General features: G+C 77.3%; 16 protein-coding genes, 1 tRNA gene and 2 pseudogenes. 4 read left to right on the top strand and 15 right to left on the bottom strand.

Features of this window, described 5'->3' with window-relative positions; translation table 11 throughout:
• Positions 1 to 40: 40 nt before the first annotated feature.
• Positions 41 to 904 (bottom strand): VOC family protein, encoded by an 864-nt coding sequence (locus BM048_RS10300; protein ID WP_090032901.1) that lies wholly within the window; start codon positions 902 to 904, stop codon positions 41 to 43.
• Between the two features lie 184 nt (positions 905 to 1088).
• Positions 1089 to 1751, bottom strand: coding sequence for a CYTH domain-containing protein (locus tag BM048_RS10295; RefSeq protein WP_090032899.1), 663 nt, complete (start codon positions 1749 to 1751; stop codon positions 1089 to 1091).
• Between the two features lie 231 nt (positions 1752 to 1982).
• Between BM048_RS10295 and BM048_RS10290 the strand changes: the two genes are divergently transcribed.
• The gene (locus tag BM048_RS10290; RefSeq protein WP_090032897.1) at positions 1983 to 3518 is read left to right on the top strand and encodes a DEAD/DEAH box helicase; all 1536 of its coding nucleotides are present in this window, start codon (positions 1983 to 1985) and stop codon (positions 3516 to 3518) included.
• 115 nt (positions 3519 to 3633) lie between these two features.
• On the opposite strand, the gene BM048_RS10285 is transcribed toward BM048_RS10290, so the two are convergent.
• The 4 genes and pseudogenes from BM048_RS10285 to BM048_RS19160 form a co-directional block, all read right to left on the bottom strand.
• Positions 3634 to 6309, bottom strand: a complete 2676-nt coding sequence (locus BM048_RS10285) for a phosphoenolpyruvate carboxylase (RefSeq protein WP_239078579.1) — start codon at positions 6307 to 6309, stop codon at positions 3634 to 3636.
• Positions 6310 to 6377: 68 nt separating this feature from the next.
• The gene (locus BM048_RS10280; RefSeq protein WP_203708659.1) at positions 6378 to 7067 is read right to left on the bottom strand and encodes a Pr6Pr family membrane protein; all 690 of its coding nucleotides are present in this window, start codon (positions 7065 to 7067) and stop codon (positions 6378 to 6380) included.
• An 85-nt stretch (positions 7068 to 7152) separates the two neighbouring features.
• Positions 7153 to 9819 (bottom strand): annotated as a pseudogene (locus BM048_RS19165) (putative bifunctional diguanylate cyclase/phosphodiesterase).
• A 302-nt stretch (positions 9820 to 10121) separates the two neighbouring features.
• Positions 10122 to 10607: pseudogene (locus BM048_RS19160) on the bottom strand (PAS domain S-box protein); the annotation flags it as partial.
• Between the two features lie 189 nt (positions 10608 to 10796).
• On the opposite strand from BM048_RS19160, the gene BM048_RS10250 reads away from it, so the two are divergent.
• A complete protein-coding gene (locus BM048_RS10250) occupies positions 10797 to 12500 on the top strand; it encodes an AMP-binding protein (protein WP_090032893.1) in 1704 nt (567 codons plus the stop codon).
• Between the two features lie 25 nt (positions 12501 to 12525).
• Here BM048_RS10250 and BM048_RS10245 read toward each other — a convergent pair whose 3' ends face one another.
• Positions 12526 to 13557: a pirin family protein gene (locus BM048_RS10245; RefSeq protein WP_090032891.1), complete on the bottom strand. Its 1032-nt coding sequence runs from the start codon at positions 13555 to 13557 to the stop codon at positions 12526 to 12528.
• Positions 13558 to 13581: 24 nt separating this feature from the next.
• Between BM048_RS10245 and BM048_RS17855 the strand changes: the two genes are divergently transcribed.
• Positions 13582 to 14607 (top strand): hypothetical protein, encoded by a 1026-nt coding sequence (locus BM048_RS17855; RefSeq protein WP_139224411.1) that lies wholly within the window; start codon positions 13582 to 13584, stop codon positions 14605 to 14607.
• An 87-nt stretch (positions 14608 to 14694) separates the two neighbouring features.
• Positions 14695 to 14985: a DUF6480 family protein gene (locus tag BM048_RS10235; RefSeq protein ID WP_239078581.1), complete on the top strand. Its 291-nt coding sequence runs from the start codon at positions 14695 to 14697 to the stop codon at positions 14983 to 14985.
• 110 nt (positions 14986 to 15095) lie between these two features.
• On the opposite strand, the gene BM048_RS10230 is transcribed toward BM048_RS10235, so the two are convergent.
• The 8 genes from BM048_RS10230 to proB form a co-directional block, all read right to left on the bottom strand.
• A tRNA-Ala gene (locus BM048_RS10230) sits at positions 15096 to 15168 on the bottom strand.
• A gap of 103 nt (positions 15169 to 15271) precedes the next feature.
• Positions 15272 to 15967, bottom strand: a complete 696-nt coding sequence (locus BM048_RS10225; RefSeq protein WP_090032889.1) for a histidine phosphatase family protein — start codon at positions 15965 to 15967, stop codon at positions 15272 to 15274.
• A 46-nt stretch (positions 15968 to 16013) separates the two neighbouring features.
• A complete protein-coding gene (gene rsfS, locus BM048_RS10220; RefSeq protein WP_090032888.1) occupies positions 16014 to 16433 on the bottom strand; it encodes a ribosome silencing factor in 420 nt (139 codons plus the stop codon).
• The gene (locus tag BM048_RS10215) at positions 16430 to 17707 is read right to left on the bottom strand and encodes a hypothetical protein (protein ID WP_090032886.1); all 1278 of its coding nucleotides are present in this window, start codon (positions 17705 to 17707) and stop codon (positions 16430 to 16432) included. The genes rsfS and BM048_RS10215 overlap by 4 nt, the downstream gene beginning before the upstream one ends.
• Positions 17700 to 18272: a nicotinate-nucleotide adenylyltransferase gene (gene nadD / locus BM048_RS10210; RefSeq protein ID WP_203708681.1), complete on the bottom strand. Its 573-nt coding sequence runs from the start codon at positions 18270 to 18272 to the stop codon at positions 17700 to 17702. The genes BM048_RS10215 and nadD overlap by 8 nt, the downstream gene beginning before the upstream one ends.
• A gap of 89 nt (positions 18273 to 18361) precedes the next feature.
• Complete coding sequence (locus BM048_RS18185; RefSeq protein ID WP_175499478.1) at positions 18362 to 18517, bottom strand: hypothetical protein; 156 nt, start codon at positions 18515 to 18517, stop codon at positions 18362 to 18364.
• A gap of 108 nt (positions 18518 to 18625) precedes the next feature.
• Complete coding sequence (locus BM048_RS10205; protein WP_090032882.1) at positions 18626 to 19981, bottom strand: glutamate-5-semialdehyde dehydrogenase; 1356 nt, start codon at positions 19979 to 19981, stop codon at positions 18626 to 18628.
• Positions 19978 to 21174: a glutamate 5-kinase gene (gene proB, locus BM048_RS10200; RefSeq protein ID WP_090032986.1), complete on the bottom strand. Its 1197-nt coding sequence runs from the start codon at positions 21172 to 21174 to the stop codon at positions 19978 to 19980. Before proB ends, BM048_RS10205 begins: the two co-directional genes overlap by 4 nt.
• Positions 21175 to 21184 lie beyond the last annotated feature (10 nt).

The following is a 21184-nucleotide window of genomic DNA, read 5'->3' as shown; positions in this document are numbered from 1 at the left end:
CGGCGCGCCGGCCACCGGCGGCACGACGGCACCGGTGGGCTCAGGCCGCGGCGCTCACCCGCACGACGTTGCGCCACGGGTCCTCGAACCGCAGGCTCGGGCCGTCCGGCGTGGCGACGACGCCGGCGTGGGCGACGCGGTCGGCGAGGGCGCCGAGGTCGTCCGCCGCCGGCACGACGATGCGGACCTCCCCGAGGCCGAGGGTCGACGCGCGCGGGCCGGCCCCGGCGCTGTTCCAGGTGTTCATCGCCAGGTGGTGGTGGTACCCGCCGGCCGAGACGAAGAGGGCGCCGTGCCACTGCGCGGTCACGTCGAAGCCGAGGGCGTCCACGTAGAAGCGGCGCGCGCTCGGCACGTCGCCGACCTGCAGGTGCACGTGCCCGACGACGGCCCCCGACGTCGGGGCGGCCTCGTCGAGGTGCTCGTCGAGGAAGGCGCTCGGGTCCAGGCGCAGCGAGTCCATGACGACGCCGCCGTCGGGCGTGCGCCGCCACTGCTCGCGCCCGCGGTCCCAGTACAGCTCGACGCCGTTGCCCTCGGGGTCCGTCAGGTAGAAGGCCAGCGAGACGAGGTGGTCCGCCGCCCCGACGTAGGTCTGCGGGGCCAGCCGCGCGACGGAGGCCAGCGCGGCGGCGAGCCCGGCACGGTCGTCGAACAGCAGGGCCGTGTGGAAGAGCCCGGCGCCGTGCCGGGGCACCGGCGGCAACCCGGGCGCGTGCCGCAGCACGACCAGCGGCACCGCGCGCCGGCCGAGGACGACGACGTCCGGCCGGTCGTCGCCGGCCACGCGCCCGGTCGCCGACCCCGCACCAGGGGTGCCGGACAGCACCTCCAGCCCGAGGACGTCGCGGTAGTACCAGAGCTGCCGGTCGAGGTCCCCGACGAGGAGCGTCACCGCGTCCATCCCCGTCCCCGCGGCGATGGCGTCGCGACGCCGTGCCGGCTCCGACGCCGACGCCGGCGCCGACGCCGACGCCGGGGGGATGCTGCTGGTGGTACCGGTGCTGCTGGTGCTGCTCACGAGGGCCTCCGGGTGACGCGCGGTTGTTTGTCGCGTCAACCAAGTCGCCGCCCCGGGTGTTCCCGCCTCAGCCCCGCGCGCCCCCGTCGAGGTGGTTGTGCCCCAGCCCCTCGAGGAACACGGGTCCGCGCGCGGCGAGCTCCGCCTCGAAGCGGCCCGCCCAGCCGCCGTACGGCTGGTGCGCGAGGGCGTCGTTGGCGAACCGTCCGTCCGTGGTCACCTCCGTCGTGCAGAAGGCGGGCACGGTGAGGTCCGTGACGGGCCCGCCGCGCTCCACCTCGGCGACGACGAGCGGGGCGTCCGCCCCGACGAAGACGTCGACGACCCAGCCGTCGTCACCCAGCCAGGCCGCGTGCCGCCACTTGCCCACCACCGCGCCACCGCGCCGGACGAGCTCGACGCCCACGAGCGGGTCGAGCTCCCGCTCGGCCTCGTAGCGGGTGCCCTCCACCATGGGCCCCTTGACGGTCACCGCGGCGAAGTCGACGGCCCCGGCCCACCGCTCCAGCAGCGTCCGCGGGTCCACGTCCGTGGGGCCGCCGGGGCCCCCGCCCAGCGCGCCGACGTCCACGGCCGGCACCTGGACGCGCACGCGGACGGCCCACCCCTCGTCCGCCAGCAGGTAGCTCTGCACGACGAGCGCCGGCGACCCGTCGAGCAGGTCGAGGGGCAGCTCGCGGACGAAGAACCGGCGCTCGAACTCGAAGTCGCCGTTCCCGCCGTCGCTCACGCCCCGAGCGTAGGACGCACGGGCCGCGCACCCCGGGACGCGCCGGGCGTGGCGTCGGCGCCGCGCCCCTGGGCAGGACAGGACTCGTGTGCGATCATGGGACGACATGGGCTGCGCGACTCCGCGCGCCCCGCGTCGTGGAGATCCCCCCGGCCCCTGCCCGCGCCCCTCCCGGGCGCCGCAGGTCGGTGCTCTGGCGGCGACCCACGGCCCACGACCCGGAAGGTTCCCATGACCTCCTTCGCCGACCTCGGCGTGCCCGCACCCCTCGTCCGCTCGCTCGCGGACAGCGGCATCGAGACCCCGTTCCCCATCCAGACCGCCACGCTCCCGGACTCCCTCGCGGGCCGGGACGTGCTCGGCCGCGGGCGGACGGGCTCGGGCAAGACCATCGCGTTCGCGCTCCCCCTCGTCGCCCGGCTCGCCGGCGCGTCGCCGCAGCCGGCCCGCCGGGCCCGGCGGCCGCGTGCCCTCGTGCTGTGCCCGACGCGCGAGCTCGCCAACCAGATCGAGGCCACGCTCGCGCCGCTGGCGCAGGCGTACGGCCTGCGCACCACGACGATCTACGGCGGCGTGTCCCAGCACCGGCAGGTCGTCGCGCTGGATGCCGGCGTCGACGTCGTCGTCGCCTGCCCCGGCCGCCTCGAGGACCTGCTGGGCCAGCGCCTGCTGACGCTCGACGGCATCGAGGTCACCGTGCTCGACGAGGCCGACCACATGGCCGACCTCGGCTTCCTGCCAGGCGTCAAGCGCATCCTCGACCGCACCCCCGCGGGCACCCAGCGCCTGCTGTTCTCGGCCACGCTCGACAACGGCGTGGACATCATCGTCAAGCGCTACCTGCGCAACCCGGTCGAGCACAGCGTCGACACGGCCTCCTCGCCCGTCGTCGCGATGACCCACCACGTGCTCGAGCTGGCGGACCCGGAGGCCAAGCGCCAGGTCGTCCACCGCCTCGCCGGCGGCACCGGCCGACGGGTCCTGTTCACGCGGACCAAGCACGGCGCGAAGAAGCTGGCCAAGCAGCTCACGGCCTCGGGCATCCCCGCGGTGGACCTGCACGGCAACCTGGGCCAGGGTGCCCGCGAGCGCAACCTCGAGGCGTTCTCCACCGGCGCGGTCAAGGTGCTCGTCGCCACCGACATCGCCGCACGCGGCATCCACGTCGACGAGGTCGAGCTCGTCGTGCACGTCGACCCGCCGGCCGAGCACAAGGCCTACCTGCACCGCTCGGGCCGCACGGCCCGCGCCGGTGCCGGCGGCGACGTCGTCACGCTCGTGCTGCCGGAGGAGCGCTCGGACGTGCGGGTCCTGACCCGCGCCGCGAAGATCACGGCCCGCCCGCAGAGCGTGCGCCCGGGCGACGCGGTCGTCGAGGCCCTCGCGGGCGAGGCGGCGCCCTACGTCGAGCCCGCGCCGGCCGCCCCGGCGCCGGTCCAGCGCGCACGCGCCCCGCGGGCCGCCCGGGCCGCGGGCGGCACGACGACGACGACCGCGTCCGCCGGTGCCCCCACCGGCCGGGCCGCCCGCGGCGGCTCCGGCGCCACGGGTGCGGCGGCCGGCGGCGGCGCGCGGCGCCGCACGGCCCTCAACCACTTCCCCGTGCCGGCCACGTCCGGCGGCCGGGCGGCCGCCGGCGGCGGCGCGCGCACCGGGGGCGGCCCCGGCACGGGTGCCGCCGGCGGCGGGACGGCCGGTGCGGCCGACGGGACCGGTCGTCGCCGGCGGCGCGGCGGTCGCGGCCGCGGGTCCTCCGCCCAGGCCTGACCCTGGCGCGCCGGCACGGCGTCGACGCCCCCAGCACGACGGACGGCCCCCGTCGCCTCCCTCGGGAGGTGACGGGGGCCGTCGTCGTCAGGCCGGCGGCGGGCGCCGGCGACGGTCAGCCCGTGTTCTGCAGGCCCGCGGACACGCCGTTGACCGTGAGCAGCAGCAGCCGGCGCAGGTCGTCCGTGCTCTCGGGCGCGTCCCCCGTCCGCAGCGCCCGCAGCGCGCGCAGCTGCAGCAGCGAGAGCGCGTCGACGTACGGCGAGCGCAGGGCCACGGCGCGCCCGAGGATGCGGCGCCGCGACAGCAGGCTCGTGCTGCCCGTGACCCGGTTGACCCACTCGCGCGTGAGCCGCAGCTCGCCGAGGACGAGCGCGGCGAGGTCGTCCCGGTCGCCGAGGGCCAGGTAGGCCTCCGCGATGCGCTCGTCGGTCTTGGCGAGCGACATCTCGACGTTGTCGACGAACGTCGCCAGCAGCGGCCAGGTGGCGTACGCCTCACGCAGGAGGTCCTCGTCGCCCACCTCGGCCAGCGCGCTGCCCAGGCCGTACCAGCCGGCGAGGTTGATGCGCGCCTGGGACCAGGAGAACACCCAGGGGATGGCGCGCAGGTCGTCCAGGGAGGACACCGACAGCCCGCGGCGGGCCGGGCGCGACCCGATGGGCAGCAGCCCGAGCTCCTCCAGCGGCGTCACCTCCGCGAACCACTGCGGGAAGCCGTCGGCGCGCACGAGCTCGTGGAACCGGCGGCGCGAGGTGCCCTCGAGGCGCGCGGCGAGGTCCGCGTAGCGCTCCTTGGCCTCGGCGTTCTGCCGCTCGACCGACGGCGCGGCCGCGAGCAGCGTCGCCGCCGCGACCTGCTCGATGTGGCGGGCCGCGATCGTCGGGTCGCCGTAGCGGGCGAAGATCACCTCGCCCTGCTCGGTGAGCTTGAACCGCCCGTCGACCGAGCCCGGGGGCTGCGCGAGCACCGCGCGGTTGGCGGGGCCGCCGCCGCGGCCGAGCGCGCCGCCGCGGCCGTGGAAGAGGGTCAGGACGAGGCCGTGTCCCTGCGCCCAGGCCGCGATCCGCGCCTGTGCGTCGTCGAGGGCCAGCGTGGCCGCCAGCGGCCCGACGTCCTTGGAGGAGTCGGAGTAGCCGAGCATGACCTCGATGCGGCCGCCGTTCTCCGCCAGGCGCCGGCGCACGGCCGGGACCTCCAGCGACGCCTCCAGGATGTCCACGGACGCCTCTAGGTCGGCGAAGGTCTCGAACAGCGGGATCGCGTCGACGACCGGCAGCTCGTCGGAGCCGGTGAAGGCGTGCGCCGCCAGCTCGTGGACCGCCGCGAGGTGCTCGGCCGACTGCGTGAAGGAGACGATGTAGCGCCGCGCGGCGGCCTGGCCGAAGCGCCGCTGCACCGCCCCCAGCGCCCGGAAGGTGTCCAGCACCTCGACGGTCCGCTCGGCCAGCGGGCCGTCGACGCCGTGCTCGGCGATGTCGGCCAGCGCGGCGGCGTGCACCTGGGAGTGCTGGCGGACCTCGAGCTCGGCCAGGTGGAAGCCGAAGGTCTGCACCTGCCAGATGAGCTTCTGCAGGGCGCCGTAGGCCACGCGTGGCGCGCCCGCCTCGAGCAGGGAGGCCTGCACCACGGCGAGGTCGGCCTCGAGCTCGGCCGGGTTCGCGTAGGCAAGGTCCGCGTCGCGGCTGCGGGTCGCGGCGATGCGTCCGGCGACGACGAGCAGCACGCGGCGGTGCACCTCGCCCGGCGCCTCGCCGGCCGTGGCGTCGGCCAGCGCCTCGGACAGCATCCGCTGGCGCCGCCAGAGGGTGGCCAGCGCCGGCGACGGCGGGGTGCCGGTCGCCTCGAGGGTGAGGCGCTCGGCGACGCGCCGCGCCGACGCCTCGAGCGCGGTGAGCACGGCCGAGGACGCCAGGGTCGCCGCCTCGCGGGTGATGCGCGCGGTGACGTTGGGGTTGCCGTCGCGGTCCCCGCCGATCCACGTGCCGAGGCGGCCGAAGGGGCGCACGACGGGTGCCGTCACGCCGGCCCGCTCCCCCAGCAGCCAGTCGTCGAGCCGGCGGTACACCGCGGTGAAGACGTCGACGAAGGTGCTCTCGAAGACGCCCAGCACGGTCTGGACCTCGTCGAGCACGGTGGGCTTGTCCGTGCGCAGCGGCGAGGTGCGCCAGAGGATGTCGATCTCGAACAGGAGGCGGCGGTCGTTCTCCGCCAACGACGTGCCGCCGATGTGCAGGCGGTCCCGCTCCGCGACGAGCTCGGCGATGCGGCGGATGGCGCGCGCGACCGCCGGACGCCGGGCCTCCGTGGGGTGCGCCGTGAGGACGGGCCGGAACTCCAGCTCCTGCAGCCGCCGGCGCGCCTCCTCGGCGCCGACCTCCTCCTCGAGCTGCTGCAGCGCCGCCGGCAGGGAGTCGTCGGCCGTCAGCTGGCGGGGCGGCAGCGCCGACTCCCGCTCGTGCAGGATCCGGATGCGGTGGTTCTCCTCGGCGACGTTGGCCAGGTGGAAGTAGCACGTGAACGCGCGGGCCACCTGCTCGGCACGGTCGAGGTCCATCTCCGCGACGAGCCGCTCGGCCTCGGCGAAGGCCTCGGGGTCGCTCCCGTCGTGCGCGCGGATGGCCAGCTCCCGCAGGCGCTCGACGTCGCGGTACAGCTCCTCGCCGCCCGCCTCGCGCAGGACGCGGCCCAGGTGCTCGCCGAGCACGCGGACGTCGTTGCGCAGCGGCTCCGGCACCTCGTGCCGGGCCAGGTCGCGGAGGTCGTCCTCGTCGGGGGTGGTAGCAGACACGGGGGTCACCGTAGCCACCGCGGCCCACCGGGACGCGCCCGTCCCGCCCCCTGGCCGCGAGAGGACGGTCACATGCGCGGGGGACCCGCCGACGCCCCCACGGGCCGGGGGGCGTCGTGCGGGCCGCGACCGCCGCGCGGGGCGGCCGGCAGCACGCGCTCGAGCAGGCGCACGCCACCCGCGAGCAGCAGGAACACGACGGCCACGGCCCCGGTGTTGAGCAGCGCGCGCCCGAGCCCGAGCTCGGCGACGTCGAGGAACGGGTACGGGTACCAGCCGTCCCAGGTCCCGTGCAGGAACGTCCAGCCGATCCAGAGCAGGGGCGGCACGACCGCCAGCGGGACCGTCCGGGTGGAGGTGCGGGGCCGCGGCCCGACGAGGGCCCACGTCAGCACCGCCCCCACGGGCGCCACGGTGTGCAGCAGGAGGTCCGCCAGCGCGCCGGACGGCGTGAGCTCGCGCAGCCCCGCCAGGACCGCGTGGTACACGATCCCGGTCACCGCGATGCACAGCAGCGCGTCCAGGTGCAGCACCCGGAACACCCGGCCGTCGTGGTCGGGACGCACCGCGAGCCGTGTGTGCACGAGGCCGGTGAGCACGTTGGACAGGATCGTGAAGTAGCTGAAGAGGCGGACCACGCGCTCCGGGTGCGTGGGAGCCGTGCCCGGGCCCTCGACGAGGGCGGTGACGAGCTCGATCGCCACCCCGGTCAGCGCGACCAGCGCGACGACGAGGTGCAGGGCGCGTGCGGTCCTCACGGTGGTCCCCCGGGGTGCTCGACAGGTCGCGCACACGCTAGCGCCCCGCGCCCTGCGACCTCGGCCTCCACCGGGGCCACCCGGCTCAGCCCGTGGCGGCCTGCCGGGCCACGAGCCGCTCGACCTGCTCCACCGGCCCGGGCCGGGCCAGCAGGTACCCCTGCAGCAGGTCCACGCCGAAGTCCTGCACGGCCGCCCGCTGCTCGGCCGTCTCGATGCCCTCGGCCACCACCGTGAGGTCGAGCGCGCGCCCGAGCGCGACGACCGTCGCCGCGAGCGCCGTCCCCGAGCTGTCCCGGCCGATGGCCGCCACGTAGGAGCCGTCGAGCTTGAGCACGTGCACGGGCAGCTTGCGCAGGTAGTCCAGGCCGGCGTACCCCGTGCCGAAGTCGTCGATGGCCAGCCGCACGCCCATCCCCTCCAGCGCCCGCAGGTCCGCCAGCACGCCGTCGGAGAGGGTCAGCGCCTGCCGCTCGGTGAGCTCCACGACCAGCAGCCGCGCCGGCAGGCCCGTCTCGTCGAGGACCTCGCGGACGCGCTGCGGGAAGCGGTCGCGGCCCATCTGGCCCGCGGAGACGTTGACCCAGACCTCCGGCGCCTCGTCGCCGAAGGCGTGCCACCAGCGCGCGGCCTGCGCGCACGCCGCCCGCAGCACCCAGGCGCCGAGCGGCACCATGAGCGCCCGCTCCTCGGCCACGTCGAGGAACGCCCCGGGCGACAGCAGCCCACGCGTGGGGTGCCGCCAGCGCAGCAGGGCCTCGCAGGCGACCATGCGGCCGTCCTGGGGGTCGAAGCACGGCTGGTAGTCGAGGAAGAGCTGTCCCTCCGGCTCGGCGTCGGCCCGCCGGCGGGGGCCCGGCACGGACGGCGCGACGCCGAGCTCGAGCGCCGCCCGCAGGTCCGCCTCGAGCTCGAGCTGGCGCAGCGCCCGCGCCTGCAGACCGGGGTCCGAGAACTCGAAGCGCCCGCGCCCGTTGGCCTTGGCCCGGTACATGGCGATGTCGGCCTCGCGCAGCAGCTCCTCCGGCCGGGCGTCCGGCCCGGAGGCGTAGGCCACCCCGATGCTCGCCGAGACCTGCACGGTCCGGTCTCCCACGGGGACCTGGACCGACAGCGCGCGCGCCACCCGCTCGGCGACGGCGGCGATGCCGTCGGCGTCCACGACGTTCTCGCAGACGACGACGAACTCGTCACCGCCGAGCCGGCCGGCCACGTCCGCTCGCGCACCGCACCCAGCAGCCGCTCGGCCACCGCGGCCAGCAACTGGTCACCCGCGGCGTGGCCCAGGGAGTCGTTGACGTCCTTGAAGTTGTCGAGGTCGATGTACAGCACCCCGGCACCGGCGCCCACGCTCCGCGAGCGCGCGAGCGCCTGGTGCAGGTGCTCGGTGAGCAGGGCCCGGTTGGGCAGGCCCGTGAGCGCGTCGTGCAGCGCGTTGTGCACGAGCTCGGCCTCCGCGCGCTTGCGGTCGGTGACGTCGTTCATCATGCACACGGCGTAGTCGGGGCTGCCGTGGCCGTCCTGGACGGCGGCGAAGGACACCTCCACCCAGACGTCGTGCCCGTCCGCGTGCAGGAACCGGTGCTCGACGACGTCGGACCGCACCGTGGCGGCGAGCCCCGCGAACCCGGCCTCGGCCAGGCCGGCGTCGTCGGGGTGGGCCAGCGCGGCGAGGGAGGCGTCGAGCAGCTCCGCCTCCGTGTAGCCGAGCATCCGCGTCATGGCCTCGTTGACCTGCAGGAAGCGGCCGGCGCTGCCCGACCGGACGTCCACGAGCGCGACGCCGACCGGCGCGTGCGTGAAGGCGGCCTCGAACCGCTGCCGGCTGGCGGCCAGCTCCTCCTCCTGCACGAGCTGGGCCGTGATGTCCGTGGCGACGACGATGAGCCCGTTGGGGCCGGTCGGCCCCGGCCGCACGGTCACCGACAGGAGGACCTCCCGCCGGCCGCCGTCCTTCGTCCGGTAGGCCCAGGGCCGGGTGGAGGACACGCCGGTGCCGACGAGGGCCTGGATGCGCTCGTGCAGCGGCTCGCCGGGCGCGAGGCCCCAGGTCGCCCGCAGGTCTGCGTCCGGGTGGTCGAACCGCGACGCCGGGCCGCCGAGGACCTCCTCCGCGCGGTAGCCGAGCAGCCGCTCGGCGCCGCGGCTGAACAGCTCGAGGCGCCCCTCGAGGTCCATGGCGAGGATCGCCTGCTCCGTCGCCGCGCCGAGCACCCCGGTGACGAGGTCGTGCGAGGCCTGCAGCGCCTCCTGCACGCGGCGCTGCTCGCTCGTGTCGCGCACGGAGGCGACGACCACGCTCTCGCCGTCGAGCACCGCTGCGGCGAGGTTGACCTCGACGGGGACCTCCGTGCCGTCCTTGCGCAGCGCGGCGATGCCCGCGCCCGTGAACATGGGCCGGGCGTGCGGCGTGCCCACGTACTGGTCGCGCAGCCGACGGTGACCGGGCTGGCGGGCGCCCGGGACGAGGACCTCGATCGGCTGCCCGACGAGCTCGTCCGCGGCCCAGCCGAACAGGTGCTCGGCCTGGTCGTTGACCTGCAGCACCGTGCCGTCGCGTCCGCACACGACGAGCGCGTCGGGGACGGCGCGCAGCAGCGCCGCCGTCCGCTCCGCACGGGCGCCCGCCTCCTGCAGCGCGGCCGACCGGTCGGCGTCGTCGACGAGCACGAGGGCGGCCAGGGGACCACCGGTCCCCGCGCCGCCGCCCGCCGTCCCGGGCTCGCCCAGCCGGAACCCGCTGAGGCGGCAGGGCCGGGTGGTGCCGTCGGGAACCCGGAGCCGGACGTCCGACACCGGCGGGACGGACGCGAGGGCCGGGTCCCCCGGGGCCAGCAACGTGCGCAGCAGGTGGTCGACCGCCGGCCGGTCCCCGGGTGCGACGAGCTCCAGCACGCGGACGCCCGTGAGGGAGGGACGTCCCGCGAGCGCCGCGGCGGCCGGGTTCGCCTCCGCGACGACCCCGCTGGGCAGGACCTGCACGAACCCGACGGCGGCCCGCGCGAGCTGCGCCACGGGACGCCGGGCCGCCAGCGCGCGGGACCGCCGCTCGTCGTCCTCCGTCACGTCCGACAGAGTGCTGAGGACGGCGGGCCGGCCCTCCCACACGATAGCGGTCGCGTGCTCGTCGACGAGGCGCACCGACTCGTCGGGGCGGCCGGCGGCGCTCAGCACGCGGCGTCGGCCCTGCCGCACCCCCCGCGCCAGCACCTCGCCGACCGCCGTGCGCAGGACGTCGTGCTCGTCGGGCGGCACGAGGGCGAGGGCCGCGCGCCCGACGAGCCGCTCCGCCGCGTCGACGCCGTGCAGCCGCCCCGCGGCGGGGTTGGCGAAGCGGACGACGAGCTCGTCGTCGACGACGAGGACGGCCACCGCCAGCCTCTCGAGGAGCGCCGTCGGGGCGCCGCCGTCGTGGCCGGAGGCGGGGTCGCCCTGGCCCGTCGGCGCGCCGGGCGCGTCAGGGGCGCCCCGCGCGGTGGTGCCCGCCGGGACGACGCCCGAGGGTCCGATGTCGACCCCGTCGTCGTCGTGCGCCTGCATCGGTCCCCTGTCCGACGCCACCGGCCCGGCGAGGCCGCTGCTTCGACCTGGGGGCCGCCGCTGCGACCGGGCCCCCTGCCCGGCGCACGCTGGACGCCTCCGCCATGAAACCAACGCACAGGTCCCCGGGCAACTCGTCCGGGTTGGGGTCTCCCGGCTTACCTACGCATGCGTAGGTAAGGTGGGCCCGTGCTCGCCGACGACGCCCCTGCCTCCCCGACGCACGGCCCCCGCACCGTCGAGGTGCCCGACGAGGCGCTGCCCGCCGGGCTGGCGAGGGCCGCCGCCCGGTGGCCGGACCGCGTCGCGCTGGACCTGCTCGGCGCGACCACCACGTACGCGGAGCTGGCACGGCAGGTCGAGCGGGCGGCGGGTGCGCTGCACGCCCTCGGGGTGCGGCCCGGGGACCGCGTCGCCGTGGCGCTGCCGAGCTGCCCGGCGCACGTCGTCGCCGCCTACGCGGTGCTCCGGCTCGGGGCGGTGCTCGTCGAGCAGAACCCCTTGCACACCGCGGCCGAGCTCCGGCACGGGCTGCGCGACTCGGGGGCGCAGGTGGCGATCGTGTGGGAGCGGACCCTCGCGGCGGTGCTGGCGGCCCGCGACGGCGGCGAGGGCGCGCCGGAGCTGCGGACCGTCGTGGCCGTGGATCTCACCACGGACCTGCCGCGGCGCGCCCGGCTCGCGCTGCGCCTGCCCGTGCCGGCCGCCCGTCGCCGGCGCGACGAGCTGCGGGCCCCCGTCCCCGCCGGGATCCCGTCCTGGCACGCGCTCGTCGCCGCGGCCGCACCCCTCCCCGCGGACCACCCCGGTCCCGCGCCCGACGACGTGGCGCTCCTGCAGTACACCGGCGGCACCACGGGCACCCCGAAGGCGGCCGTCCTGCACCACCGGCACCTCGTCGCCAACGCCGTGCAGTGCGCGGCCTGGACGGGCGACCCGCAGGGCACCGAGACGCTCTACGCCGTCCTGCCGTTCTTCCACGCCTTCGGGCTGACGCTGTGCCTGTTCTACGGGGTCCGCACCGGCGCGACGCTCGTGCTGCTGCCGCGGTTCGACCCCGCGATGTTCCTCGCCGCGCAGCGCCGCCGCCCGGGGACCTTCCTGCCGGCCGTCCCGCCGATGCTGGACCGCGTCGCCGCCGCGGCCGAGGAGTCCGGCGCCGACCTCACGTCCTTCCGGTACGCGTTCTCGGGCGCCATGGCGCTGCCGGCGGCGACCGCGGCGCGCTGGGAGCGGCTCACGGGCGGGCTCGTCGTCGAGGGGTATGGCATGACGGAGACCGGTCCCGTCGCGCTGGGCAACCCCCTGTCCCCCGCCCGCCGGCCCGGGGCGCTCGGGCTGCCGTTCCCGTCGACGGACGTCCGCGTGGTCGACCCCGAGGACCCGGACGTCGACGTTCCGCCCGGCACTCAGGGCGAGCTGCTCGTGCGCGGGCCGCAGGTGTTCGCCGGGTACTGGCGGCGGCCGGAGGAGACGGCCCACCAGCTCCTGCCCGGTGGCTGGCTGCGGACCGGCGACCTCGTCCGCGTCGAGGAGGACGGGTTCGTCGTCCTCGTCGACCGCCTGAAGGAGATGATCGTCACCGGCGGCTTCAAGGTGTACCCCTCCCAGGTGGAGGACCACCTGCGGGGCATGCCCGGGGTGCGGGACGTGGCCGTCGTCGGCCTGCCGGCGGGCGACCTGGGCGAGAAGGTGGTCGCGGCGCTGGTGCTCGAGCCCGGGGCGCCGGCCGTGGACCTCGCCGCGGTGCGCGCCTGGTGCGGGGAGCGGCTCGCGCGGTACGCCGTCCCCCGCGACCTCGTGGTGCTGCCCGAGCTGCCGCGCTCGCTCATCGGCAAGGTGCTGCGGCGCGTCGTGCGCGAGCAGCTCCTCGGGGAGGCGCGGCCGGCCTGAGCCGTACCGACCCTCCGGCCGGGGCTCAGGCGCGCGGCCGCTCGCGGGGCCGCAGCCGGACGGCGGGGAGCACGGGCGCCGGCAGCGCGGGACCCGGGTAGCCCGGGACGCGGCCGAACCGCGCCAGCCCCTCGGGGTCGCCGGCCAGGGCGGCCTGCCACTGCTCGCGCGCCCGCACGACCTCCTCGTGCGTGCGCCCGACGAAGTTCCACCACATGAGCACCGGCTCGACGAAGGGCACCCCGCCGAGCAGGACGAGTCGCGCAGGGGCGTCCCCCACCTCGAGGACGAGCCTCTCCCGACCCGGCGCGACGTAGGCCAGCCAGGCGCGCGGCACGTCCGTCCCCTGCAGGCGCACGTCCCCGTCGTCGACCAGCACGGCGTGCTCGAAGGCGGGGTCGACGGGCAGCACCACGCGCGCGCCGGCGGGGACGTCGAGCTGCGCGGCGACGAGCGGCGTCGCGGCGTGGGCCGGCGAGGTGACGCCCAGCAGGCTGCCCATGACCACCCGGACGCGCGCCCCGTCGTGCTCGACGAGCGGCGGGTCGGCGACGTGCTGGAACGCGGGCGCCCCCGCGCGGGCGCCGTCGGGCAGCGCCGTCCAGAGCTGCACACCGTGCAGCCGTCCCGAGGGGGCACCGGCGGTGGCTCCACCGTCGGGCTCCAGTCCCCCGCCGCGGAGCGACTCCTCGGAGTGGCAGACCCCGTGCCCGGCGGTCATGAGGTTGAGCTGGCCGGGCCGCACGGCCTGCACGGCGCCGGTCGCGTCCTGGTGCAGCACCTCGCCCTCGAACAGCCACGTCACCGTCTGCAGGCCCGTGTGCGGGTGCGGCGGGACGTCCATGCCGCCCGTCGCGGCGACGTCGTCCGGCCCGTAGTGGTCGAGGAAGCAGAAGGCGCCGACGAGCGACCGGGCCCGTGAGGGCAGGGTGCGGCGCACGGTCATGGCGCGCACCCCGCCGAGCGGCACGTCGCGCGGCTCGAGGAGCTGGACGTCCCCCGACGGGCCGCCGGCACGGCTCACGGTCTCCGTCGGCCGTGCCTCGAGGTTGGTCACGCGCCGGAGAATAGGCTGTGCGCCGTGCACCTGCCCACGCCCCGCACCGGTGGCCCCGCCGGCGGCCCGTCTGGTGGCCCACCTCGTGGCCACCCGGTTCGCGACGCACGCCGGCTGCTGCCCGTCGCCGCGCTGGTGCTGCCCCTGCTGCTGGTGACGGCGTGCACCGCCGACGGGCAGGACCGCGCCGCCGCCTCGCCGAGCGCCTCGGGCGGTGCGGTGGGTGCCCTGGACCAGCCCTCGGCCACCGTCCCTGCCGTTCCCGGCACGCCGTCCACGGGCGCCACCGGCGCCACGGGCGACCCTGCCGCCACCACCTCGCCCTCGCCGGCGGCCCCGACGGCCGGCCCGAGCACCGCCCCGACCACCGCCTCGTCCATGGCACCGAGGCCGACGACGACGCCGTCCACCCGCCCCGGCACCGCGCCGTCGACCGCACCCGCTGCACCGGCTCCCGCCCCTGCGGCCCCGACGCCCGGTCCGACGACCCCGCCGACCCCGGCGCCCGGGACCGCCACGCCGGCCCCGGCCCCGTCGGGACCCGCCCCGTCCGCCCCTGCCGACCCCTCGCCCACCGACCCCCCGTCCACCCCCGCCCCGCCGGACCCGGCAGACCCCGACGGGCCGGGCACGCTCGTCCTCACCGGGTCCTCGCTCGGCGGCGTGGCGGTCGGCGCACCCCAGGCGCTGGACGCCCTCGTCGCGCTGCTCGGCGAGCCGGACGACCGCGACGAGGGCGGCGACGCCTGCGGCTCGGGCATCGACGCGACCTACGGCTGGGACGACCTCACCGCCTTCCTCGGGGACGGGACGCTCATCGGCTGGTCCGTGCGCGGCGCGACGACGCCCGTGCCCGTCGCGCTGCCGCTCGGGCTGCCGGTCGGCACGCCGCTCGGCGTCGTGGAGGACCGCCTCGGCGCCTCGGCCGCGCTGTGGGAGGAGTACGACGTGTGGACGATCGGCGACGGCGGCGCCCGGTGGTGGGCGGAGTCCGGTGCCCCGACGGCCCCCGTGGTGCTGGTCTCGGGTGGCACGAGCTGGTGCGACTGAGCGTCCTCCGTCGCCGGGGCGCCTCCCCCGGTTGCCGCCGTCCGCACGCGCGGTGAGGGTGGTCGGGACGCCGACGACGGGAGCACCATGACCACCTCCGACCCCGGGTACGGACGCGAGTCCTTCGACCCCGGTCCCCAGCGCGCCCGTGACGCCGTGGCGCCCGACCCGAACCCCGACACCACCACCGGTCTCGAGCCGGGCGGCGGGGTGCCCCCGGGCGAGACCCCGCCGGGCGAGTCCAGCACGACAGGCGTCTCCGACCGGCAGCCGCCGGTCCCCCGCACCGCCTCCAACTGGGCCGTGTACGTGGCCATCGGCGCAGTGGCGCTACTCGTCGCGCTGTTCGGCGTCGGGCACCTCGTCGGGTTCCTCTAGGCCCACCGACGAGGCCGGCCGGCCCGGCGGGAGCTGGGCCGGCCGGGTCCCGCTCCCGCCCCGTGCACGACGAAGGGCGCCGACCACCGGTCGGCGCCCTTCGTGCGGGGTGGAGCTGAGGGGACTCGAACCCCTGACCCCCTGCATGCCATGCAGGTGCGCTACCAGCTGCGCCACAGCCCCGTGGATCCGTGGGTGCCACCCCAACCCTGCGGCTGGGTGGACCCGCAGGCCACCGCGCCCCGTGGGGCGCTCGTGAAGTCTAGGACGAAACCCGGCCCGTCTCCTAATCGGGGTCGCGGGTCTCCTCGTTCGCGCGGGTGCGCCCCGGCTCGGGGCCGCGGTCCCAGTCCGTGTCGGGGTCGAGGGGGCCGAGGTTGTAGCCCGTCAGCCGCCACGCGGGGTCGGTGCGCGGGGCGTCCGAGACGAGCTCCACCCAGTGGGCGTTCTCCATGCCCGTCAGCCCGCGCCACTCCGCCGGCCTGCCGAGCAGGACGGCCAGGCCCGTGCTGATCGCGGCGCCGTGGGCGACGCACACGAGCGTGGCGCGCTCGTCGAGCGCCGCGGCGTGCTCGACGACGGCCGCCGCCACCCGGCCGCCGACCTGCGCACGGGTCTCGGCGTCGACCCCCGACGGGTCGCCGCCCGCCCGCCACAGCGCGAACTCCTCGGGCCACCCGTCCTCGATCTCCTCGCCGGTGAGCCCCTCCCACCGGCCGAACGAGCGCTCGCGCAGCCGCTCGTCGGTGCGGACCTCGACACCGCTGAGCGAGCCGAGGTACGCGGCGGTCTCCTGCGCGCGGACGAGGTCGGACGTGACGATGGCGTCGGGCGTGCGCCGTGCGAGCAGGGCCCGCGCGGCGGTGGCGGCCTGCCAGTGGCCCACCTCGTCGAGCGGGATGTCGACCTGCCCCTGCATCCGCGCGGTCGCGTTGTACGCGGTGCGCCCGTGGCGCCACAGGACGACCCGGCGCGCGCTCACGCCGTCGCCCGGTGCCGCGGGGCTGCGCCGGTGGCAGCGGCGGCCGTCACCACTGCGGGGCCGCGGGCGCGGCGGGGCCCTCCTCCTCGTCCTCGCTGGTGCCGTGGACGTCGTCGGGCAGCTCGATGAGGGGGCAGTCCTTCCACAGGCGCTCGAGCGCGTAGAAGACGCGGTCCTCCGCGTGCTGCACGTGGACGACCACGTCGCCGAAGTCGATGAGCACCCACCGCCCCTGCGTCTTGCCCTCCCGGCGGACCGGCTTGGCGCCGAGCCCGTGCAGTGCCTCCTCGACGGCGTCGACGATGGCGCCGACCTGCCGCTCGTTGGTGCCCGAGGCGATGAGGAAGACGTCGGTCAGGACGAGCTGCTCGCTCACGTCCAGGGCGATGATCTCGTGGGCCTTGCGGTCGGCCGCGGCACGGGCGGCGGCGACGGCGAGCTCGACGGAACGGGCGGTGGCGGTCACAGGGCTCCTCGGAGGAACGGCGACGACGGTGCCGGGGCGGCGGTCGTCGTGGTCACGGTCGTGGTGGTCACGGTCGTGGTGGTCACGGTCGCGGTGGTCACGGTCGCGGTGGTCACGGTCGTCGTGGTCGGGGGCTGGGGGGAGGCGGCGCCGTCGGCACCGCCGTCGCGGGCACGGTCGACGAGCACGCCGACGAGCACGCCGAGCACGACGGCGACGAGGGACCAGGCGAGCACCTGCGCCCACGTCGACGGCAGGCCCCGACGACGGGGGCGGCCGGTGCCCCGCGAGGCCTCGCCGACCGTGTCGCGGTCGGCGCCGGTCCCGGCGGCCGGCACGGCGGGTGCCCCGTCGTCCGCGGCGCGCCCGGGGTCGCCGCCCTCCGCGCCTCCGCGAGGGTCCGCGGCCTCGTCGGCGGGCGGCCGCAGCGCCGGCCACGCGGGCACGGGCACGTCGAGCGGCAGCAGGGACCGCGCCGGGTCGACGACGGGCACCTGGCCCGTGATCGGCGCCCAGGCCGGCCGCATAGCCTCGTCCTGCCCGGGCGCGCCGGGCAGGACGCCGTCGGAGGGGTCGACCGGCCACGCGGGCACGAGCTCGTCGCGCGGCTCCGCCTCGGAGCGGGTGCTGCGACGCACGGGCACGGCCCGGGTCGCCCCAGTCGGCGGGACGCGGGCGCTGACGCGCGCCGGGCCTCCCTCCGCCGCCGCGACCGCGCGCCGTGCGCCGACGCGCCCGCCCTGCTGCGGCACCCGGCGTGGCGCCTCGGCGGCAGCAGGGCCGCCCGGGGACCGCGCGGGTGTCCCCGGGCCCGGGACCACGGGCTGCGCGCCGGTCGCCGCCTCGGCCTCCGCCAGCGCGCGCAGGACCCGGCGCGAGGGCACGGGCTCGGTCGGCGAGGCGGGGACGACGACGATGCCGCCGGTCAGCGCCGGGGGCTCCGCGGCCGTGGCGGTGCGGGCGACGCCCGTCGACCCCGTCCGGGGCCGCACGGCAGCACCGGACGACCCCTCGGTCACCACCGGGACCGCCGCGGTCCGGAGGGCGCGACGGGACCCTGCGACGGGGACGCGCGCGTGGACGCCGGTGGCGGACCCCACGGCGGACGCCGTGCGCCCGGCGCCGCGCTGCGCGGGGCGCTCGTCGGGCCGGTCGGCGTGACGCTCGTCGGGCCGGTCGTCGGGCCGGTCGTCGGGGCGCGACGTGGTCGGCGCGGCCGGGCCTGCGACCGCGCGGAGGTCGCGCCGGCGGGGTGGGGCTCCGGTGTCACTCATCACTACCTCGATACAGACGGTACTTCGCGATGTGCTGGACGACGCCGTCGGGCACCAGGTACCAGGCGGGCAGGCCGCTGCTGACCCGCTGACGGACGTCGGTGGAGGAGATGGACAGCGCGGGGATCTCGAGGACGCTGACCCGGTCGGCCGGCAGCCCCGCGACCGACAGCGCGTGGCCGGGCCGGGTCACGGCGACGAACCGCGCGAGCGCGAACAGCTCGTCCGCGTCCTTCCAGGACAGGATCTGGGCGATCGCGTCGGCGCCGGTGATGAAGTACAGGTCGGCGTCGGGCCGCTCGGCGTGCAGGTCGCGCAGGGTGTCGACCGTGTACGTGTCCCCCGCCCGCTCGAGGTCGACGCGGCTGACGGTGAACTGCGGGTTCGACGCGGTCGCGATGACCGTCATGAGGTAGCGGTGCTCGGGCGCGGTCACGACCACGTGGGTCTTGAGCCGTGGCCGGCCCGTCGGGACGAACACGACCTCGTCGAGGCCGTACCGCGCCGCGACCTCGCTGGCCGCGACGAGGTGGCCGTGGTGGATCGGGTCGAACGTGCCGCCCATCACCCCGACCCGGCGCCGCTGCGGCGTCCCGTCGGGGGTGGCGACCGGGGCCCCGCTCACGACCGTCCGGCCCGGCGTCGACGTCGCGCTCAGTGGCGCGAGCCGATGCTCCGGAACGCGAACGTGAAGAGCAGGAGCCCGATGAGGCCCGCGAACGCGCCGAGGCCGAAGACGATCGGCGGGACGGGCAGCTCGTTCACGTGCTCAGCGGTCTCCTCGACGGCGGCGAGCAGGGCAGCGTGCACAACGTCCTCCAGGTGGTGGTGCGGTGGTCGGGCAAGTCTGGCACGGGCGCGGCCCGTGGTCGTGCGACCCGGGCGGACCGCGTGCGCACGGGTCGGCGTGCGCGGGGGTCAGGGACGCACGTGGCCGTCGCCGTGCACGACCCACTTCGTGGTCGTCAGCTCCGCGAGCCCCATGGGGCCGCGCGCGTGCAGCTTCTGCGTCGAGATGCCGATCTCGGCACCGAGGCCGAGCTGGCCGCCGTCCGTGAACCGCGTCGAGGCGTTGACCATGACGGCGGCGGAGTCCACCTCGGCGACGAAGCGCTCCGAGGAGGCGAGGTCGCGCGTGAGGATCGCCTCCGTGTGGCCCGAGCTCCAGGTCCGGATGTGCTCGATCGCCTCGTCGAGGGAGTCGACGACGCGCACGGCCAGGTCGAGGGACAGGTACTCCGTCGCCCAGTCCTCGTCGGTGGCCGGCACGGCGCGGACCCCGGCGGGCGCGAGCGCCAGCGTGCGCGCGTCGCCGTGCACGGTGACGCCCGCGTCGTGCAGCGCGGCGAGCGCGGCCGGGAGGAACCCCTCCGCGGCGTCCCGGTGCACGAGCAGCGTCTCGGCGGTGTTGCACGTGCCGATCCGCTGCGTCTTGGCGTTGAGCAGGACCGGCAGCGCCTGGGCGACGTCCGCGGAGGCGTCGACGTAGACGTGGCAGTTGCCCGTCCCCGTCTCGATGACGGGCACGACCGACTCCGCGACGACGGTCCGGATGAGGTCCGCGCCGCCCCGGGGCACGAGGACGTCGACGAGGCCGCGCGCCCGCATGAGCGCCACGCCCCCGGCGCGTCCCCATGCGTCCACCGACTGCACGAGGTCGGCGGGCAGACCCTGCGCCACCAGCGCCTCGGACAGCACCGCCACGATGGTCTCGTTCGAGCGCGCGGCCGCGCTGCCGCCCCGCAGGACGACGGCGTTGCCGCTCTTGAGCGCCAGCCCGACGGCGTCCACCGTCACGTTCGGCCGCGCCTCGTAGATCATCCCGACGACGCCCATGGGCACCCGGAGCTGGCGCAGCCGCAGGCCGTTCGGCAGCGTCTGGCCGCGGACCACCTCCCCCACGGGGTCGGGCAGGGCCGCGAGCTCGCGCAGCGCGTCGGCGATGCCCGCGATCCGCTCCGGCGTGAGCGCCAGCCGGTCGAGCAGGCCGGCGGACGTCCCGGCCTCCCGGCCGCGCGCGACGTCCTCCGCGTTGGCGGCCAGCACCCGGTCGGCCCCGGCGACGAGCGCGTCGGCCAGGGCGTGCAGCGCGGCGTCCTTGCGGGCGCGGGTGGCGGTGGCCAGGGCCCGTGACGCGACCTGCGCCCGTCGCGCGACGTCCCGCACGGCGGCGTCGACGTCCGTACCGGCGACCGGCGCGTCCGCGTCCCCGGGCGCTGGCAGGGAGCCGGTGCCGTGCGGGAGGGCGAGCCCGGGGTGGTCCAGCGTCGTCATGGCAGCAGGGTAGTCCGCCCGACGAGCACGAGGTCGTCGCGGTGCACGAGCTCGCGGTCGTACCCCGGGCCGAGCTCGGCCCGCAGGTCGGACGTCGACCGGCCCAGCAGCGGCGGCACCTCGGCCACGTCGTAGGCGACGAGCCCGCGCGCCAGCACCACCCCGTCCGGCCCGACGATCTCGACGGGGTCGCCCGCGTCGAAGTCGCCCTCGACGCGCGTCACCCCCGCCGGCAGCAGCGACGTGCCGCGGTCGCGCACCGCGCGCGCGGCCCCCTCGTCGAGCAGCAGCCGCCCCCGCGTCCGTGCCGCGTGCGCGAGCCAGAGCAGGCGCACGGAGGTCCGCCGCCCGGTGGCCGCGAAGAACGTCCCGACGTCGTCGCCGGCCAGCGCGCCGGCGGCGTTGGCCGCCGCCGTCAGCACCACGGGCACGCCCGACGCGGTCGCGATCGCGACGGAGTCGAGCTTCGTCACCATGCCGCCCGTCCCCACCGCCGAGCCGCGCGCGCTGACGTCCACGCCCGCGACGTCCTCCAGTCCGCGCACGAGCGGGATCCGCACGGACCCGGGCCGCCCGGGCGGGCCCGTGTGCAGGCCGTCCACGTCCGTGAGCAGCACGAGCGCGTCGGCCCGCACGAGGTGCGAGACCAGCGCGGCCAGCCGGTCGTTGTCGCCGAACCGGATCTCCTGCGTCGCGACGGCGTCGTTCTCGTTGATGACGGGGACGACGCCCAGCGCCAGCAGCCGCTCCAGCGCGCGACTGGCGTTGCGGTGGTGCGTGCGGCGCACGGTGTCGTCCGCGGTGAGCAGCACCTGCCCCACGCGCAGCCCGTGCGCGGCGAAGGCCCGCGCGTAGTCGGCGACGAGCAGCCCCTGCCCGACGGACGCCGCCGCCTGCTGGGTCGCCAGGTCCCGGGGCCGGCCCGGCAGCCCCAACGGACCCAGCGCCGAGGCGATGGCCCCGGACGACACCAGCACGACCTGCCCGCCGGCGGCCCGGCGTGCGGCCAGCACGTCGACGAGGGCGGTCAGCCGCTCCCGGTCGAGGTGCCCGCGCGCGTCCGTCAGCGACGAGGAGCCGACCTTGACCACGACGCGTGCGGCCGACGGCAGCGCGGCGCGGTCGGCGGGGCCCGGCGCGCCGGCCGCCGTGCTCGCACCGGTCGCCGTGCTCCCGCCGGCCGCCGGGCCCATGCCGGTCGCC

The organism is Cellulomonas marina (genome assembly GCF_900111925.1).
Lineage (GTDB): Bacteria > Actinomycetota > Actinomycetes > Actinomycetales > Cellulomonadaceae > Cellulomonas > Cellulomonas marina.
This window is presented reverse-complemented; position numbering and strand designations above follow the sequence as displayed.

What these genes read in the sequence shown, in the direction of transcription:
- BM048_RS10300 (WP_090032901.1), bottom strand. Translation starts at nt 904, where the DNA reads ATGGACGCGGTGACGCTCCTCGTCGGGGACCTCGACCGGCAGCTCTGG.
- BM048_RS10290 (WP_090032897.1), top strand. Translation starts at nt 1,983, where the DNA reads ATGACCTCCTTCGCCGACCTCGGCGTGCCCGCACCCCTCGTCCGCTCG.
- BM048_RS10235 (WP_239078581.1), top strand. Translation starts at nt 14,695, where the DNA reads ATGACCACCTCCGACCCCGGGTACGGACGCGAGTCCTTCGACCCCGGT.
- BM048_RS10215 (WP_090032886.1), bottom strand. Translation starts at nt 17,707, where the DNA reads ATGAGTGACACCGGAGCCCCACCCCGCCGGCGCGACCTCCGCGCGGTC.
- nadD (WP_203708681.1), bottom strand. Translation starts at nt 18,272, where the DNA reads ATGGGCGGCACGTTCGACCCGATCCACCACGGCCACCTCGTCGCGGCC.
- BM048_RS10205 (WP_090032882.1), bottom strand. Translation starts at nt 19,981, where the DNA reads ATGACGACGCTGGACCACCCCGGGCTCGCCCTCCCGCACGGCACCGGC.
- proB (WP_090032986.1), bottom strand. Translation starts at nt 21,174, where the DNA reads ATGGGCCCGGCGGCCGGCGGGAGCACGGCGACCGGTGCGAGCACGGCG.